Below are 15,883 nucleotides of genomic sequence, written 5' to 3'. Positions count from 1 at the left end.
TTTTTTTTAAAAAACCTGTTGACGGGAGAGCGGAAAATCCGTTTAATAGCGCCCCGTTGCCCGGATAGCTCAGTCGGTAGAGCAGAGGATTGAAAATCCTCGTGTCGGTGGTTCGATTCCGCCTCCGGGCACCACAATTTGATTTGTTGGTGCCAACAATTTTTAATAAAGATTTGCAGCACGAACAGAAGCATAAAGAATTTAGTGTGCCGACTTAGCTCAGTAGGTAGAGCAACTGACTTGTAATCAGTAGGTCACCAGTTCGACTCCGGTAGTCGGCACCATTCTTTTGCCTCGATAGCTCAGTCGGTAGAGCAGAGGATTGAAAATCCTCGTGTCGGTGGTTCGATTCCGCCTCGAGGCACCATTATTTGGTGCTTAACAAATAATGGTCTTAGGACCTGATGTTGACACAGATAATTCCCCTTTAGTTCAGTTGGTAGAACGGCGGACTGTTAATCCGTATGTCGCAAGTTCAAGTCTTGCAAGGGGAGCCACTTTAGAAGAAGGCCTCATCGAAAGATGAGGCCTTTTTTGCATTTTATCGTTTGAAAGTCATATGGTTTTGAATCATACCGCCGATTAAGGATGCGTTGACTCGCTCTCGCTCTCCCTACCGTATTCATTTATTCTTCACTATCGTACCTTATCGCCGCTTCTAGGGCCGCTATGGCGTTTTATTTGATAGGGGGGGAATGGGTGACTTGATGCTAGTTTTGCTCTCTAATGCGCTCTCTGGGAGCATTTGTGGTGATTACAGAGCAAGTTACAGAAAGCAGAGACTAAGATTACCCTTCATCTCTGCTTTCTTATGTTCATTGCAATAGAAAGCGCTAGCCCTTCGGATTAGATGATGCACTTTCTGGTGTTGTGTCTTTATTTGCCATCTCTTTTTCTGCGAGTTTAGCTTTTTCAATCATAGGGGTAATGGTTGAACCTTGGATTAAAATTGAGAATACAACGACGGAGTAGGTCATGACGAGGATGATCTCTTTCACGTCAATGAGTTTGTCTTCTATTACCCAAACACCCGCTGGTATTGATAGCGCCATAGCAAGTGCTAGCCCGCCCCTTAGCCCGCCCCAAGTGAGTATTCTTACCGACCATGGGTTGTAATGTCTAAAGCGCTTAAAACCGACATAGGAAAGCGCAACACTGAGATATCTAGCCCCTAGCACTAGCGGGATTGAGAAAGCCATCAGAATCCAATCTTCTTCATGGAATTGAAATAACAGCATCGACATACCTATTAATAGGAACAGCACGCCATTTAAAAACTCATCAATCAACTCCCAGAATTGGTCAAGGTGTTCTTCAGACTCTTTTGAAAAACCAATATAGCGAGTCCAATTGCCAATCATGATGCCAGATACCACCATGGAAAGTGGACCTGAGACGTGCAGGACATCGGCGAAGGCGTAACCAGCAGTAGGCACTCCAATAGTCAGCAATAACTCCATTGAGTGGTCATCAGTTGCACTTATCAGATAATGGAACAGGAGGCCAAGTAAGAAACCGTAGATAATGCCTCCGACGGCCTCTTGCAAGAACAGCAATGAAACCCCGCTCACACTCGGCGCTTCATTACCAAAGGCTATGGTGTATAACGTTACGAAAATCACTAGCCCAAAGCCATCGTTGAATAGAGACTCGCCCTCAACCTGTGTTGAAATGCGTTCAGGCGCATCCAGTTTTTTTACAATGGCTAACACAGCAATAGGGTCGGTGGGCGAAATAAGTGCCCCAAAGAGTAGGCAATAAATCAGGTCAAATTGCACACCGATAATCTGACAGAAACCATAAAGCACAGCGCCAATAAAAAAGGTTGAAAACAGCGTGGCGCCTAATGCCAATACAGTGATTTCCCACCGTTGATCTTTCAGGTGAGGTAATTTTATGCCGAGGCCGCCGGCGAATAGAAGAAAGCCTAAAATTCCCTTAAGAAGAAAGTCTTCGAAATTAATGTTGGCAACCATCTTATAGGCGACATCCGTTAAATCGAACCAACCATTTTGTCCTGCGATGAGAATCATCAAAGAAAGTAGCATGGCTCCGGCAGTTATGGCGATGGTGGTTTGCATTTTACCGATCTTACTATTGATGAATGCAATCAGCATGGCTGCTGCAGACAAAAAGCATAGTGTCTGATAAACGGACATTAAGTCACCCTAATTGTAATAAATTGTGAATGGATTCTGTTCCTGTCGAGAGTGAAGATCAATCACTAATTGAAAATTCATCCCTTTTAGTTATAGAACGTTTCGCCATTAATTGACTTTCTTTACATCAAGTTTTGTTTTTATTCTTGTTATGGCAAGTGAAGTCACGAAAAGGTTGCGAGAGAGATTGGACTTGGTTAGTTTGGTTGGAAATAAAGCACTCAAAAGTTATTTTAGACGTCTAGATTTCTAAAGTTACTATGATAGGATGGCTATAACAGCAAGGAACGAGGCAGTATTGTGGTAAGCAGCATTAGACAAGTGATTGAGACTCAATTGAAAAAACGCATCCTACTCATTGATGGTGGGATGGGGACGATGATTCAAGGCTATAAATTGGAAGAGGCGGATTATCGAGGGGAACGTTTTGCTGATTGGCCATCCGATCTCAAAGGTAATAATGATCTTTTGGTTTTATCTCAACCTGATCTCATCAAAGAAATCCACAGTGCTTACCTAGACGCGGGTGCCGATATTCTTGAAACCAATACATTTAACGCCACCACGATTGCGATGGCCGATTATGATATGGAATCCCTAAGTGATGAAATCAACTTCGAAGCGGCGCGCCTTGCTCGTGAAGTTGCCGATGAGTGGACCGCAAAAAATCCAGATAAACCAAGATTTGTCGCCGGGGTCTTAGGTCCGACAAACAGAACATGTTCAATTTCCCCTGATGTCAATGATCCTGGCTACCGCAATGTTTCATTTGATGAGTTGGTCAAAGCATATTCAGAGTCAACACGAGCGCTGATTAAAGGCGGTTCGGATCTTATTCTTATCGAAACCGTCTTTGACACGCTGAACGCTAAGGCTTGTGCGTTTGCGGTTGAAACGGTACTTGAAGAGCTCGATATCGATTTACCTATTATGATTTCGGGCACCATCACCGATGCGTCTGGACGTACACTATCCGGACAAACCACCGAAGCTTTCTATAACGCATTGCGTCATGTCAATCCTATCTCGTTTGGTCTTAACTGCGCGCTAGGCCCTGATGAACTACGTCAATACGTACAAGAAATTTCCCGTATTGGTGAAGGCTATATTTCCGCTCACCCTAACGCAGGCCTTCCTAACGCATTTGGTGAGTATGACTTATCACCTGAAGATATGGCAGAGCACATTGGTGAATGGGCACAAAGTGGCTTTTTAAATCTAGTCGGGGGATGTTGTGGAACCACCCCTGAACATATTCGTCAGATGGCACTAGCCGTGGAAGGTGTAACGCCTCGCCCATTACCAGATATTCCTGTGGCATGCAGACTGTCAGGTCTTGAGCCTCTCACCATCGAAAAAGACAGCTTGTTTATTAACGTTGGTGAGCGAACCAATGTGACAGGTTCTGCTCGTTTTAAGCGTCTTATTAAAGAAGAGCTCTATGACGAAGCTCTTGAAGTCGCAAGGCAGCAAGTTGAGAACGGTGCACAGATCATCGATATCAATATGGATGAAGGCATGTTGGATGCTGAAGCCTGTATGGTGCGATTTTTAAATCTTTGTGCGTCAGAGCCTGAAATTTCTAAAGTGCCAATTATGGTCGACTCCTCTAAGTGGGAAGTGATCGAAGCAGGATTGAAGTGTATCCAAGGTAAGGGGATCGTTAACTCGATCTCATTAAAAGAAGGCAAAGAAAAATTTGTCGCGCAAGCTAAGTTGATTCGTCGTTATGGCGCAGCCGTAATTGTGATGGCATTCGATGAAGTGGGCCAAGCGGATACGCGTGAAAGAAAAATCGAAATTTGTACAGAAGCTTATCGTGTGCTGGTGGATGAAGTGGGCTTCCCACCAGAAGATATTATTTTTGACCCTAATATATTCGCTGTTGCGACGGGCATTGATGAGCATAACAATTATGCCGTCGATTTTATTGAAGCCGTCGCAGATATCAAACGAGATCTGCCTCACGCCATGATCTCCGGTGGTGTCTCGAACGTTTCGTTCTCGTTCCGTGGCAACAATTATGTTCGTGAAGCGATTCACGCCGTATTCCTTTACCACTGTTTCAAAAATGGTATGGATATGGGGATCGTAAACGCGGGTCAGTTAGAGGTCTATGACAACGTTCCAGATAAGCTTCGTGAAGCTGTTGAAGACGTAGTGCTAAACCGTCGTGATGATGGCACCGAGAGGCTACTTGATATTGCCTCTGAGTATGCGAATAAAGGTGTTGGCAAAGAAGAAGATGCCAGTGCGTTGGAGTGGCGTACTTGGTCGGTAGAAAAGCGCTTAGAGCATGCCCTAGTTAAAGGTATAACTGAGTTTATTGTTGAGGATACTGAAGAAGCGCGCATTAATGCTGAAAAACCGTTACATGTCATTGAAGGTCCGTTAATGGATGGCATGAATGTGGTTGGTGATTTATTTGGTGAAGGGAAAATGTTTTTGCCGCAGGTAGTAAAGTCTGCTCGAGTGATGAAACAGGCGGTGGCACATTTAGAACCTTTCATTAATGCTATGAAAGAAGCGGGCTCGACCAATGGCAAAATACTGCTGGCGACGGTAAAGGGTGATGTTCATGATATAGGGAAAAATATTGTTGGCGTTGTACTGCAATGTAATAACTATGAGATCATCGATCTAGGCGTTATGGTTCCTTGCGAAACAATATTGAAGGTAGCGAAAGAAGAAAACGTCGATATTATTGGTTTATCAGGGCTGATTACTCCATCGCTGGATGAAATGGTTCATGTTGCCAAAGAAATGGAGCGACAAGGTTTTGACCTACCATTGCTCATCGGTGGCGCAACCACATCTAAAGCGCACACTGCCGTTAAGATTGAACAAAACTACAACCAGCCCGTTGTCTATGTTAACAATGCATCACGAGCTGTTGGCGTGTGTACTTCGCTACTGTCGAACGAGCTGAAACCAGATTTTGTTAGCAAGCTCGATATTGATTATGACCGTGTACGTGATCAGCATAATCGCAAGAAGCCAAGAACCGCGCCCGTCACACTTGAGCAAGCTCGAGACAATAAAGTCGCGATTGATTGGGATAGCTATACACCGCCAACCCCATTAAAACCTGGTATTCATATTTTCGATGATTTTGATGTTGCAACGTTGCGCGAGTACATCGATTGGACGCCATTTTTCATGACGTGGACGCTAATGGGTAAATACCCAAAGATCTTTGAGCATGAAGAAGTCGGTGAGGAAGCGAAGCGCCTGTTTAAAGATGCGAACGATATGCTCGATCGCGTTGAAAAAGAAGGACTCCTGAAGGCTAGAGGTATTTGTGGTTTATTTCCAGCTGCCAGCGTTGATGATGATATTGAAGTGTATACCGATGAGTCACGAACCGAAGTCAAACAGCTATTGTGTAATCTAAGACAGCAAACTAAGAAACCAAAAGGCTTTAACTACTGTCTATCCGATTATATAGCGCCAAAAAGCAGTGGTAAGCATGACTGGATAGGGGCTTTTGCAGTAACGGGCGGGATCGGAGAGCGGGAGTTAGCCGATGAATATAAAGCGAATGGTGATGATTATAACGCGATTATGATTCAAGCCGTCGCTGACCGTCTAGCTGAAGCATTTGCAGAGTACTTGCATGTTCGTGTTCGTAAAGAAATTTGGGGATATGCACCCGACGAATCATTGGATAACGAAGATCTGATTCGTGAAAAATACCAAGGTATCCGACCGGCACCTGGTTACCCTGCTTGTCCTGAACATACAGAGAAAGGGCCGCTTTGGGATTTACTTCAAGTGGAAGAATCGATCAATATGTCGTTAACGACGAGTTATGCGATGTGGCCAGGGGCGTCGGTATCAGGATGGTATTTCTCGCATCCAGATTCACGTTATTTTGCGATAGCGCAAATCCAAGAAGATCAATTGTTGAGTTATGCAGATCGCAAAGGTTGGGATAGGCTTGAGGCTGAAAAGTGGTTAGGGCCAAACATAAACTAGCGTTGGCAACGTTAACCGATAAATAAAAAAACGGCTCATAAAGAGCCGTTTTTTTATCGCTAAGATATGTCTATCAAGCTTGATGATTCTTCGGAAAAACCTTAACCATCTTAATTCGGTTTTCTTCTAGTTCGACAATTTCCATTTGATGCTCGGCTACTTCTACACTTAGGTGACTTTCGGGAATGTCTTCTAAGTATTCTAACATCAAGCCATTAAGCGTTCTTGGGCCATCAGTCGGAAGTGTCCACTTTAGGCCTTTGTTGATGTCTCGTATATTGGCGCTGCCTTCGATTAAGAAACTGCCGTCACCTTGTGGAGAAATCTCCTCTGCTAATGTTGGTGCGATAGACGTAGTAAACTCGCCAACAATCTCTTCTAAAATATCTTCTAACGTGACCAGACCATTGATGTCACCATACTCATCTACGATAAGACCAATTCGTTGCTTATTGCGTTGAAACTTGAGCATTTGTACGTTAAGTGGAGTACCTTCCGGAATAAAGTAGACCTCATCGGCGCTGCGTAATAACGTTTCTTTAGTGAATTCATTTTTCTCTAACATCAGGCGATAAGACTCACGGAGTCTTAGCATGCCGACGACTTCATCTATTTGATCGCGATAAAGCACCACTCGGCCGTGAGGGGAGTGTGTGAGCTGACGTACAATAGACTTCCAATCATCATTGATGTTGATGCCAGTGATTTCATTACGTGGAATCATAATGTCATTCACCGTGACATGCTCAAGATCTAAAATCGAAATCAGCATATCTTGGTGGCGTCTAGGGATTAATGAGCCTGCTTCATTGACTACAGTACGTAATTCTTCAGAGCTTAAGTGGTCTTCATCATTATGATTAGCTTTAATACCAAGCAGTCGAATAAACCCGTTAGTAATGAAGTTAACCAAAATGACAAGAGGAGAGAGTACCTTCATTAAAATCGTGAGTAAGATGCTGCTCATGAAGGAGACTCGCTCAGGATAGAGAGAGGCCAGTGTTTTTGGCGTAACTTCTGCAAACACTAAAATAACAAGGGTCAAGGCACCCGTTGCGATCGCGACTCCGACATCCCCGTATAAGCGTAAGCCAATAACGGTTGCAATTGCGGAGGCGAGAATATTGACGAGGTTGTTTCCGATAAGGATTAATCCTATCAGACGGTCTGGACGATTTAATAATCGCTCCACTCGCTTCGCACCTTTGTGGCCTGTTTTCGATAGATGTTTGAGTCGATAGCGATTCAAAGACATCATCCCTGTCTCTGAGCCGGAAAAATAGCCGGAAATTACAATTAGACCTGCGAGAATGGCAAATAAAATACCGGTCGAAATGTCGTCCAAAACGTCGTCGTTCCTTTGAGTTAAGTGATTGGTCAATTAATGTTCGATCAGACGCAAGATGTCAATGCTACTTTTGAATAACAGTGAGCAAAGCGTCAGAACTGCTTAGCTTAGAATGATTTCCTGGACAAAACGACTGCCAAAGTACGCAAGGGTTAGCAGCGTTGCGCCAGCAATTGCAAACCAAGTCACTTTTTTACCGCGCCATCCTTTACGGTAATGTCCCCAAAGGAGCACTGAATAGATAATCCATGCCATGAATGACAAGATGCCTTTATGAGCTTTACCTTGTGCAAACATATCTTGGACAAAGATAAAGCCTGTGACCAATGTAGCACTGAGTAGTATCGTTCCAATTAAAATGATCTTGAAAAGCTGCCTTTCTACCATCATTAATGGAGGTAGGTTTGGGTTGATACCCAGTGCTTTCTTATTTTTTAGTTTGTGATCGAGCCAAGCAAGTTGGATGGCGTAAAGCGCACCAATTGATAAGGTAGAATATGAAAACAGTGCTAAAGCGATATGGAGTAATAGTTTAGGGTTATGCTCTAGATGGGTAATAAAGGCGGTTGGTACAAATGCTGCGACGGATAAATTGATGGCGGCAAAGCTATACACGACAGGCAGTAAAAACCAAATGCGTGTTTTCATCATAGCGGCACTCATAAAGAGTGAAATAATAAAACCAATCAGTGAGGCGACATTTAGGATGCTAAGATTTTGTCCAGAACCACTTAAGATAAGATCACTTAGCAGCCAGGCATGACATAGCAGGGCTAGCGAAGCACTGGTAAGAACAGTTTTCGTGCGGATCCCGACTTGTTGAACCAAGCCTGGGATGATGGTAGCGATAGCAAGCGCATAAAAAATGGCTGCAGAAGTTGCGATTAAACTGTCCATTTTGCCTAAAAATCTATGGTTTAGAGCTTGAATTATACCCTGCATCGACCCAATGAGCTACGGCATATGTAAAAAGTATTGATTAGTATTTGATCTTGTTAAGTATGACTCTGATCGCTGGCTAAGGTATACTCACTATAATTGATCGCAATTTTTAAGCGAAGAGAAAATAATGTTTGAGAATTTAACGGATCGTCTATCCAAAACGCTGAAGAACATCAGCGGTAAAGGTCGCTTGACCGAAGATAATATCAAAGACACGTTGCGCGAAGTTCGTATGGCGCTTCTAGAAGCGGATGTGGCACTACCTGTCATTCGCGAGTTCATCAAAGGCGTTAAAGAGCGCGCCGTTGGCGTTGAAGTGTCGAAGTCACTGACGCCTGGTCAAGAGTTCATTAAGATTGTTCAAGCTGAGCTTGAGTCCGTGATGGGCGAATCGAATGAAGCTTTGGATCTTGCCGCGCAGCCACCTGCCGTTATTTTGATGGCGGGCCTACAAGGTGCCGGTAAAACGACCAGTGTTGGTAAACTTTCAAAAATGCTCCATGAGCGTGAGAAAAAGAAAGTGTTGGTCGTGTCTGCCGATGTTTATCGCCCGGCGGCGATCAAACAACTCGAGACATTGGCTAGCGATGTAGGCGTTGATTTCTTCCCTTCATCTGCTGATCAAAAGCCGATTGATATTGCCAACAATGCGATCGAGCATGCGAAGAAAAAATTCTACGACGTACTGATTGTCGATACGGCGGGTCGCTTAGCGGTTGACCATGAAATGATGGAAGAGATTCGCGATCTTCACGCGGCTATCGATCCTGTCGAGACGCTGTTCGTTGTTGATGCGATGACTGGTCAAGATGCTGCCAATACGGCAAAAGCGTTTGGTGACATGCTGCCATTAACTGGTGTTGTTCTGACCAAGGTGGATGGTGATGCACGTGGTGGTGCAGCATTATCGGTTCGCCATATTACCGGTAAGCCGATTAAGTTCTTGGGTGTTGGTGAAAAGACGGATGCGCTTGAACCCTTCCACCCTGATCGTGTGGCCTCACGTATCTTAGGTATGGGCGATGTGCTGTCGCTGATTGAAGACTTACAGCGCAACGTTGATACCGATAAAGCCGAAAAAATGGCCAAGAAGTTTAAGGAAAAGAAAGGTTTTGACCTTGAAGATTTCCGCGAGCAGCTGGGTCAGATGCAAAATATGGGCGGCATGATGGGAATGATGGATAAGCTACCAGGCATGTCGAACGTCCCAGACAATGTGAAAGATAAAGTTGATGATAAAATGTTTAAGCAGATGGAAGCGATCATCAACTCTATGACGATGAAAGAGCGTCAGCGCCCTGAGCTGATTAAAGGCTCGCGTAAAAAGCGTATCGCTGCAGGCTCTGGTACTCAAGTTCAAGATGTTAACCGTCTCCTAAAGCAGTTTACACAGATGCAGAAGATGATGAAAAAAATGCAAAAAGGCGGCATGCGCGGCATGATGCGTAACATGCAAGGCATGATGGGCGGCATGGGTGGCGGTGGTAACCCATTCGGACGCTAAAATCATTGCTTCGCGATGAAGTGAACGGGTTTAGGTGAACGCTAAGTAAAGTCACAACTTTTCATATATATAGGGTTACGAGCATAGGCCGTAACCCTTTTTCCTCTTCTATACTGAATCTTTGTCGATTAACCGTTACGACGCATGAATCGGTCTTGATTCAGGTGTGGAGGTTGAAATTTAATCAATGCAGAGTGGTGTAATTACTTATTAGCAAGCTTATTTTTCAAACTGTTAACTCAATCACATTGCTAAACTCACGATTGTGCTGGTGAAAAAATAGCTAAATACCTTGCATTGAAACGGAATAAGAGTAAAATTCCGGGGCTTTATTTTGGCACGAGACCTCAGGTTTTTCATAAGAGAAACGCTTCTGAGGTCATTTTTATTATTGAGAAAGCAAAGAGGACGATATGGTAACCATTCGTTTGGCACGTCACGGCGCGAAGAAGCGTCCATTCTATCAAATCGTAGTAGCGGATAGCCGCAATGCTGCAACTGGTCGTTTCATTGAGAAAGTAGGTTTCTTTAACCCAACTGCTCAAGGTCAAGAAGAAGGCCTACGTCTAGATCTAGAGCGCGTTAACCACTGGGTTAGCCAAGGCGCTACAGTTTCTGACCGCGTAGCTAAGCTAGTTAAAGACGCTCAAAAAGCGGCTTAATTATTAGCTCAGTAAGCAGTATGTCGATGAAAGGTAAAGACACGATGAGTAACCAAAGCGAAAGAATTGTTGTAGGTAAATTAGGTTCTACTTATGGCATTCGTGGATGGCTGAAAGTTTTTTCCTATACAGACGATCCTGAAAACCTTTTTGATTACAGCCCTTGGTATATTAACCAGAAGGGCAAATGGGTTGAGGTTAAGGTTGAAAGTTGGAAGCGCCATAACAAAGGTATGGTGTGTAAACTAGAAGGTTTAGAGATTCGAGAAGAAGCTCACCTACTGACTAACTTTGAAATCGCAATCGACCCAGCGGTGCTGCCTGAACTGTCAGAAGATGAATTCTACTGGCGTGAATTGTTTGGAATGAAAGTGTTTACAACAAAAGGTTACGACTTAGGTGAAGTAACTGACATGTTGGAAACCGGTTCAAATGATGTTTTGGTAGTGAAAGCAAATCTTAAAGATGCTTTCGGGCAAAAGGAACGGTTGGTACCGTACCTTGAAGAGCAAGTGATCAAAAATGTTGATCGCGTAGCTCGACGGATCGAAGTTGACTGGGATCCTGGATTCTAATCCAGTAGCTGGTAACCAATAGAGCGAGAGAACAGATGTGGGTTGGCATAATTAGCCTGTTTCCAGACATGTTCCGCAGCGTTACTGACTACGGAGTAACAGGTCAAGCGGTTAAAAAAGGTTTATTGTCTATTGAGACCTGGAATCCTCGAGATTTCACTCATGACAAGCATCGCACTGTCGATGATAGACCTTACGGTGGTGGTCCAGGTATGTTGATGATGGTTCAGCCTTTGCGCGATGCCATTAAAACTGCCAAAGCTGCATCACCGGGTAAGACGAAAGTGATTTACCTGTCTCCCCAAGGTCGAAAACTCGATCAGCAAGGGGTAGAGGAATTAGCGAAGAACGACAACCTAGTGTTGATATGTGGTCGCTATGAAGGGGTAGATGAGCGCATCATCCAAACTGAAGTTGACGAAGAATGGTCAATTGGAGATTTTGTGATGACGGGTGGGGAAATCCCAGCCATGACGTTGATTGACTCAGTGTCTCGGTTTGTTCCGGGGGTATTGGGTGACTTTGCGTCAGCAGAAGAGGACTCTTTTGCAAATGGTTTGTTGGATTGTCCGCATTACACGCGCCCTGATGTGTTGGATGGACTGGAAATACCAAGTGTACTAAAGTCTGGAAATCACAAAGACATTCGTCGCTGGCGACTACAACAGTCGTTGGGCCGTACTTGGCTAAGAAGACCGGAGCTCCTGGAAAACCTAGCTCTGACTGACGAACAGGAACAATTACTGGCTGAATTTATCAAAGCGTATCGTTTAGATAAAAAGTAAGCAGTAACCTATTTATTTTAGTATCAGTTTATTCTAGGAATTTAAGAACATGAGTAACATCATCAAGGCTCTTGAAGAAGAGCAAATGAAATCAGGCCTACCTAAATTTGCACCAGGTGACACTGTTGTAGTTCAGGTTAAAGTAAAAGAAGGTGACCGTGAGCGTCTACAGGCATACGAAGGCGTTGTAATCGCTATTCGTAACCGTGGTCTTCACTCTGCATTCACAGTTCGTAAAATCTCGAACGGTGAAGGTGTTGAGCGTACGTTCCAAACTCACTCTCCAATGGTTGATAGCATCGAAGTTAAACGCCGTGGTGCAGTACGTCGTGCCAAGTTGTACTACCTACGTGAGCGTTCTGGTAAGTCAGCTCGTATTAAAGAGAAACTTGCTAAGAAGTAATGCTATTAAACTAGCGTTCTCAAATAAAAACGGAGCCCAATGGGCTCCGTTTTTTTATTGTACGTTATCTGTGTCTTGGCTTTTGTATCGAGAGAGAAGGCCATAATATCAAGATAGTAGTAGGGGCTTCTCACTAGATAGGACTGAAAATGCAATTAGGTGAGAAGCACTGTCGCTAAGCCAAGGAAGACAGACAAGCCGATCACATCGGTAATCGTCGTTAATGCCATGCCCCCGGCAAGTGCTGGATCAATATTTAGCTTCTTCAGGAAAATAGGGATGGTTACCCCAGCAATACCCGCGACCAGTAAGTTGGTGAGCATGGCCGCTGAAATAATGCCTCCTAGCATCCAATTTCCTTTCCACGCCACGACAATACCACCAATGATTAATGCCCAGAGTATACCGTTTAGAAAGCCAATTGCTGCTTCTTTAAGTAACAGTTCTCGCTTGTTACTGTCACCAATGTGACCTAATGCAAGACCTCGAATAACTAACGCGACGGTTTGGTTACCCGCCACTCCGCCCATCGATGGGACGATGGTCATCAGCACGGCGATAGCGGCCATTTGCTCTAAAGTGGCTTCAAACATATTCGAAACTGAAGCTGCCGCAAGTGCTGCTAAGACGTTGGCACCAAGCCATACGCTTCGACGCCTTGCCGATTTAACCACAGGTGCGAAGGTATCTTCATCATCATCCATGCCTGCCATGCTCATCATCGAGTGTTCGGCGTCTTCTCGAATGATATCAACCACGTCATCGATAGTGATACGACCAACAAGGTGATGGTCACTATCGACGACTGGCGCGGATACCCAATCTCGTCGTTCAAACAAGGAAGCAACATCGGAGTCACTGGTTTCCACGTGGATCGCCTCGTCAGCATCATCCATGACATCCATAACTTTTACGTCAGGCTGAGTAGTCAAAATGGTACTCAGAGAGAGGTGTCCTATCAGCATACTCTCTTCATCAATGACATAGAGGGCATCGGTCGCCTCAGGGAGCTCGCCTCGCATGCGAAGATAGCGAAGTACAACGTCGACATCGACATCACCACGGATGGTAATTACGTCGGTATTCATGATGCCGCCGGCACTGTCTTCCGGGTAGGAAAGGGCCGTCTCTACACGCTGTCTATCAGCCGTGTCCATTTGGGAAAGGACTTCTCGGGAGACGTCATCAGGTAGGCTTCGTAAAACATAGGCGACATCATCGGTGTCCATGCCCTCTGTTGCTTCAGCCAGCTTCTCCGGTGCCATTTTGGACACAAGATTATCTTTGACGTCTTCATTTAATTCATCAAGAATCTCGCCGTAGTCTTCAGGATCGGTGAGTTGCCAAAGGACGTCGCGACTTTTACGAGGGGAAGCCTCGAGAAGGTGGGCAATGTCTTCAGGTTCCATGTCCTGAAGCTGTCTGCGTACGTAAACAAAGCGACCATTTTCTAGCGCTTCACTTACTTCTTGGAGCGTTTGGTGAGCTTGGTCGAATTCTATTTGCTCTGCCATGGCTACCCCTTGAACTTAACTGCTTTAATTTACTGAATATTAGTCTAATTCTACACGTTAATTAACAACAACGTATGAACGGTGGTATGAAATTTTTACTCACTAAGAATTTGCTCACTCATCTTCATCAAAACGATGTTCAACCAGTTCACAAACCGCCTTTAAAGCTTGCTCTTCCTGTTCTCCATCGGCTTTGATGGTAATAAACTCCCCTTGAGCTGACTCTAGCATCAGTAACCCCATGACGCTGTCCGCTGTCGCTTCTTTGTGCTCGTGATTACAAACGGTAACCGTCGCATGAAAGCTTTGTGCAAGTTCGACGAGTTTGACGGCTGCACGAGCGTGCAAACCTAAACGATTTTGAATCAAAACGGTTCGGGATGTCGACATGAAGGGTTCCTATTGATTATGTTCTAGCGACGCATGTCGTATTTGGACCTGATGTCCGCATTGGGAGAAGTATTCGCCAATTTGCTGGGTGATGTAAACTGAGCGGTGTTTACCTCCAGTACAGCCGATGGCTACTGTTAGGTAGCTGCGGTTGTTTTTCTCTAGCATAGGTAACCATCGTTCTATGAAATTTTGGATCTGTAACTTCAGCTCAATGACTTCTGGGTGTGATTCAAGAAATGACTTAATTGGCGCGTCAAGACCAGTGAGGGGTCTTAGATCTGGTTGCCAGTGAGGGTTGGGAAGAAAGCGCACATCAAACACATAGTCGGCATCACTAGGCATTCCATATTTGAATCCAAATGATTGGAATACCATTACTAATTCTTTTTTCTCTTTGCCTTCCAGTTCAATGCGTATGGTTTCACTAAGGTCGTGAATAGAGCGCTCGCTGGAGTCGATCAAGTAGTCTGCTTGCTCTTTGATTGGTTTTAGTAGTTTTCGCTCCAGATCAATGGCCTGTTCGAGAGAAAGTTTATCTTTTTGCTGAGAAAGTGGGTGAATTCGTCTTGTCTCGCTGTAGCGAGTAAGAAGGACCGATTTCGTAGCATCAAGAAACAGCACCTTTACGTCGTGTTGTTTACCTAACTCATCAAGCTTTACACTGAGCTGATTTAGATTTTCCGGTAGGTTTCTAATATCGATGCTGACTGCGACATTTTGTTGAGAGTCTTGAGTGCTCTTTACAAAATGATTAAGTAAATCGACGGGTAGGTTATCCACACAGTAATACCCTGAGTCTTCTAGTACCCTAAGAGCGACACTTTTCCCTGCTCCAGAATGCCCACTCACAACAACCAATCGCATAATTTTGACTCTGTATAGTTAGTGGCTAACGATGATATCGTAAAGCTCTTGATCGCTTTGGGCTTTACGGAGTTGTTTGAGCACTGCTTTGTCGTTTAAACGCTCAGCCATACACGACAGCGTCTTAAGGTGCTCCTTACATTGAGCATCAGGAACCAGCAATGCAAACATTAAGTCAACAGGTCGATTATCTATTGAGTCAAACTCAACGGGCTCTTGGCACTGCAACAAAATGGCGACAGCTTTATCACTATCTTGCATTCGTGCGTGAGGAATCGCAATACCATTGCCGATGCCAGTACTGCCGACCTTCTCGCGATTGAGCATGCATTCAAACAATTCTGTTGAGTTCTGGCCTGTTTGTTCAGCAGCTATTTCACTGATGATTTCGAGGGCGCGTTTTTTACTCGTACAAGGGACTGCACTTTTTGTGCAGTCCAGAGTTAATACTTCACTTATTTGCATGTTAGTGATTACTTATTTTTTCTTTATGCTTATTCAATTGTCGGACAAGCTTGTCAACGAGAGAGTCGATAGCGGCATACATACTCTCATCTTCAGCTGTCGCATGAATTTCAGCTTGATTTATGTGGAGCGTAGCTTCAGCGATCTGATTTGATTTTTCAACACGTAATATCACTTGAATGGTATTTATATGATCAAAAAAGCGTTCTAGTTTCTGAAATTTACTATTAACGTAGTCTTGCATTGACTCAGTAAGATCAACATGGTGGCCTTGGATTTGAATTTGCATAG

The 15,883-nt window shown here is 44.4% G+C and carries 14 protein-coding genes and 4 tRNA genes; 10 read left to right on the top strand and 8 right to left on the bottom strand.

The features are described from left to right. Positions 1-58 precede the first annotated feature (58 nt). The 4 genes from M9196_RS02280 (at position 59) to M9196_RS02265 (ending at position 497) form a co-directional block, all read left to right on the top strand. Positions 59-134: transfer RNA gene (locus tag M9196_RS02280), tRNA-Phe, on the top strand. Positions 135-208: 74 nt separating this feature from the next. Further along, positions 209-284 (top strand) — tRNA-Thr (locus M9196_RS02275). Positions 285-291: 7 nt separating this feature from the next. After that, positions 292-367, top strand: a tRNA-Phe gene (locus M9196_RS02270). A 54-nt stretch (positions 368-421) separates the two neighbouring features. Beyond that, positions 422-497 (top strand) — tRNA-Asn (locus M9196_RS02265). A 336-nt stretch (positions 498-833) separates the two neighbouring features. On the opposite strand, the gene M9196_RS02260 is transcribed toward M9196_RS02265, so the two are convergent. Next, on the bottom strand, positions 834-2,159 hold the full coding sequence (locus M9196_RS02260) for a cation:proton antiporter (protein ID WP_250615896.1): 1,326 nt from the start codon (positions 2,157-2,159) through the stop codon (positions 834-836). A 300-nt stretch (positions 2,160-2,459) separates the two neighbouring features. On the opposite strand from M9196_RS02260, the gene metH reads away from it, so the two are divergent. Then, on the top strand, positions 2,460-6,137 hold the full coding sequence (gene metH, locus M9196_RS02255) for a methionine synthase (RefSeq protein ID WP_250615895.1): 3,678 nt from the start codon (positions 2,460-2,462) through the stop codon (positions 6,135-6,137). Positions 6,138-6,210: 73 nt separating this feature from the next. Here the strand turns inward: metH and M9196_RS02250 are convergent, their stop codons facing one another. After that, a complete protein-coding gene (locus tag M9196_RS02250; RefSeq protein WP_250615894.1) occupies positions 6,211-7,482 on the bottom strand; it encodes an HlyC/CorC family transporter in 1,272 nt (423 codons plus the stop codon). Positions 7,483-7,587: 105 nt separating this feature from the next. Beyond that, positions 7,588-8,382 (bottom strand): cytochrome C assembly family protein, encoded by a 795-nt coding sequence (locus M9196_RS02245; protein WP_250615893.1) that lies wholly within the window; start codon positions 8,380-8,382, stop codon positions 7,588-7,590. Between the two features lie 172 nt (positions 8,383-8,554). Between M9196_RS02245 and ffh the strand changes: the two genes are divergently transcribed. The 5 genes from ffh (at position 8,555) to rplS (ending at position 12,356) form a co-directional block, all read left to right on the top strand. Further along, positions 8,555-9,931 carry a signal recognition particle protein gene (ffh, locus tag M9196_RS02240; RefSeq protein WP_250615892.1) on the top strand — a complete coding sequence of 459 codons (1,377 nt, stop codon included), beginning with the start codon at positions 8,555-8,557 and terminating at the stop codon, positions 9,929-9,931. Between the two features lie 413 nt (positions 9,932-10,344). Next, positions 10,345-10,593: a 30S ribosomal protein S16 gene (rpsP, locus tag M9196_RS02235; protein ID WP_250615891.1), complete on the top strand. Its 249-nt coding sequence runs from the start codon at positions 10,345-10,347 to the stop codon at positions 10,591-10,593. Between the two features lie 20 nt (positions 10,594-10,613). Continuing rightward, positions 10,614-11,168, top strand: coding sequence for a ribosome maturation factor RimM (gene rimM, locus M9196_RS02230; protein WP_250615890.1), 555 nt, complete (start codon positions 10,614-10,616; stop codon positions 11,166-11,168). A 35-nt stretch (positions 11,169-11,203) separates the two neighbouring features. Continuing rightward, a complete protein-coding gene (trmD, locus tag M9196_RS02225) occupies positions 11,204-11,953 on the top strand; it encodes a tRNA (guanosine(37)-N1)-methyltransferase TrmD (protein ID WP_250615889.1) in 750 nt (249 codons plus the stop codon). 49 nt (positions 11,954-12,002) lie between these two features. Continuing rightward, complete coding sequence (gene rplS, locus M9196_RS02220) at positions 12,003-12,356, top strand: 50S ribosomal protein L19 (protein ID WP_006074418.1); 354 nt, start codon at positions 12,003-12,005, stop codon at positions 12,354-12,356. Positions 12,357-12,511: 155 nt separating this feature from the next. Here rplS and mgtE read toward each other — a convergent pair whose 3' ends face one another. The 5 genes from mgtE to hpf all read right to left on the bottom strand — a co-directional run bounded on the left by mgtE (position 12,512) and on the right by hpf (position 15,881). Further along, complete coding sequence (gene mgtE / locus M9196_RS02215) at positions 12,512-13,870, bottom strand: magnesium transporter (protein WP_250615888.1); 1,359 nt, start codon at positions 13,868-13,870, stop codon at positions 12,512-12,514. Positions 13,871-13,984: 114 nt separating this feature from the next. Continuing rightward, positions 13,985-14,260: an HPr family phosphocarrier protein gene (locus M9196_RS02210; protein WP_250615887.1), complete on the bottom strand. Its 276-nt coding sequence runs from the start codon at positions 14,258-14,260 to the stop codon at positions 13,985-13,987. 9 nt (positions 14,261-14,269) lie between these two features. Further along, the gene (gene rapZ, locus M9196_RS02205; protein ID WP_250615886.1) at positions 14,270-15,127 is read right to left on the bottom strand and encodes an RNase adapter RapZ; all 858 of its coding nucleotides are present in this window, start codon (positions 15,125-15,127) and stop codon (positions 14,270-14,272) included. 18 nt (positions 15,128-15,145) lie between these two features. Then, positions 15,146-15,592, bottom strand: coding sequence for a PTS IIA-like nitrogen regulatory protein PtsN (gene ptsN / locus M9196_RS02200; RefSeq protein WP_250615885.1), 447 nt, complete (start codon positions 15,590-15,592; stop codon positions 15,146-15,148). A gap of 1 nt (position 15,593) precedes the next feature. Further along, a complete protein-coding gene (gene hpf / locus M9196_RS02195; protein WP_250615884.1) occupies positions 15,594-15,881 on the bottom strand; it encodes a ribosome hibernation promoting factor in 288 nt (95 codons plus the stop codon). Between the last annotated feature and the right edge of the window lie 2 nt (positions 15,882-15,883).

The sequence above is a fragment of the Vibrio methylphosphonaticus genome, assembly GCF_023634655.1.
Taxonomy (GTDB): domain Bacteria; phylum Pseudomonadota; class Gammaproteobacteria; order Enterobacterales; family Vibrionaceae; genus Vibrio; species Vibrio methylphosphonaticus.
The sequence above is the reverse complement of the archived record's forward strand: the minus strand, read 5'-3'. Positions and strand labels throughout refer to the sequence as shown.

Coding starts and splice junctions, on each gene's coding strand:
- rapZ (WP_250615886.1), bottom strand. CDS start 15,127: ATGCGATTGGTTGTTGTGAGTGGGCATTCTGGAGCAGGGAAAAGTGTC.
- rplS (WP_006074418.1), top strand. CDS start 12,003: ATGAGTAACATCATCAAGGCTCTTGAAGAAGAGCAAATGAAATCAGGC.
- mgtE (WP_250615888.1), bottom strand. CDS start 13,870: ATGGCAGAGCAAATAGAATTCGACCAAGCTCACCAAACGCTCCAAGAA.
- trmD (WP_250615889.1), top strand. CDS start 11,204: ATGTGGGTTGGCATAATTAGCCTGTTTCCAGACATGTTCCGCAGCGTT.
- M9196_RS02210 (WP_250615887.1), bottom strand. CDS start 14,260: ATGTCGACATCCCGAACCGTTTTGATTCAAAATCGTTTAGGTTTGCAC.
- ptsN (WP_250615885.1), bottom strand. CDS start 15,592: ATGCAAATAAGTGAAGTATTAACTCTGGACTGCACAAAAAGTGCAGTC.
- rimM (WP_250615890.1), top strand. CDS start 10,614: ATGTCGATGAAAGGTAAAGACACGATGAGTAACCAAAGCGAAAGAATT.
- M9196_RS02245 (WP_250615893.1), bottom strand. CDS start 8,382: ATGGACAGTTTAATCGCAACTTCTGCAGCCATTTTTTATGCGCTTGCT.
- rpsP (WP_250615891.1), top strand. CDS start 10,345: ATGGTAACCATTCGTTTGGCACGTCACGGCGCGAAGAAGCGTCCATTC.
- M9196_RS02260 (WP_250615896.1), bottom strand. CDS start 2,159: ATGTCCGTTTATCAGACACTATGCTTTTTGTCTGCAGCAGCCATGCTG.
- ffh (WP_250615892.1), top strand. CDS start 8,555: ATGTTTGAGAATTTAACGGATCGTCTATCCAAAACGCTGAAGAACATC.
- hpf (WP_250615884.1), bottom strand. CDS start 15,881: ATGCAAATTCAAATCCAAGGCCACCATGTTGATCTTACTGAGTCAATG.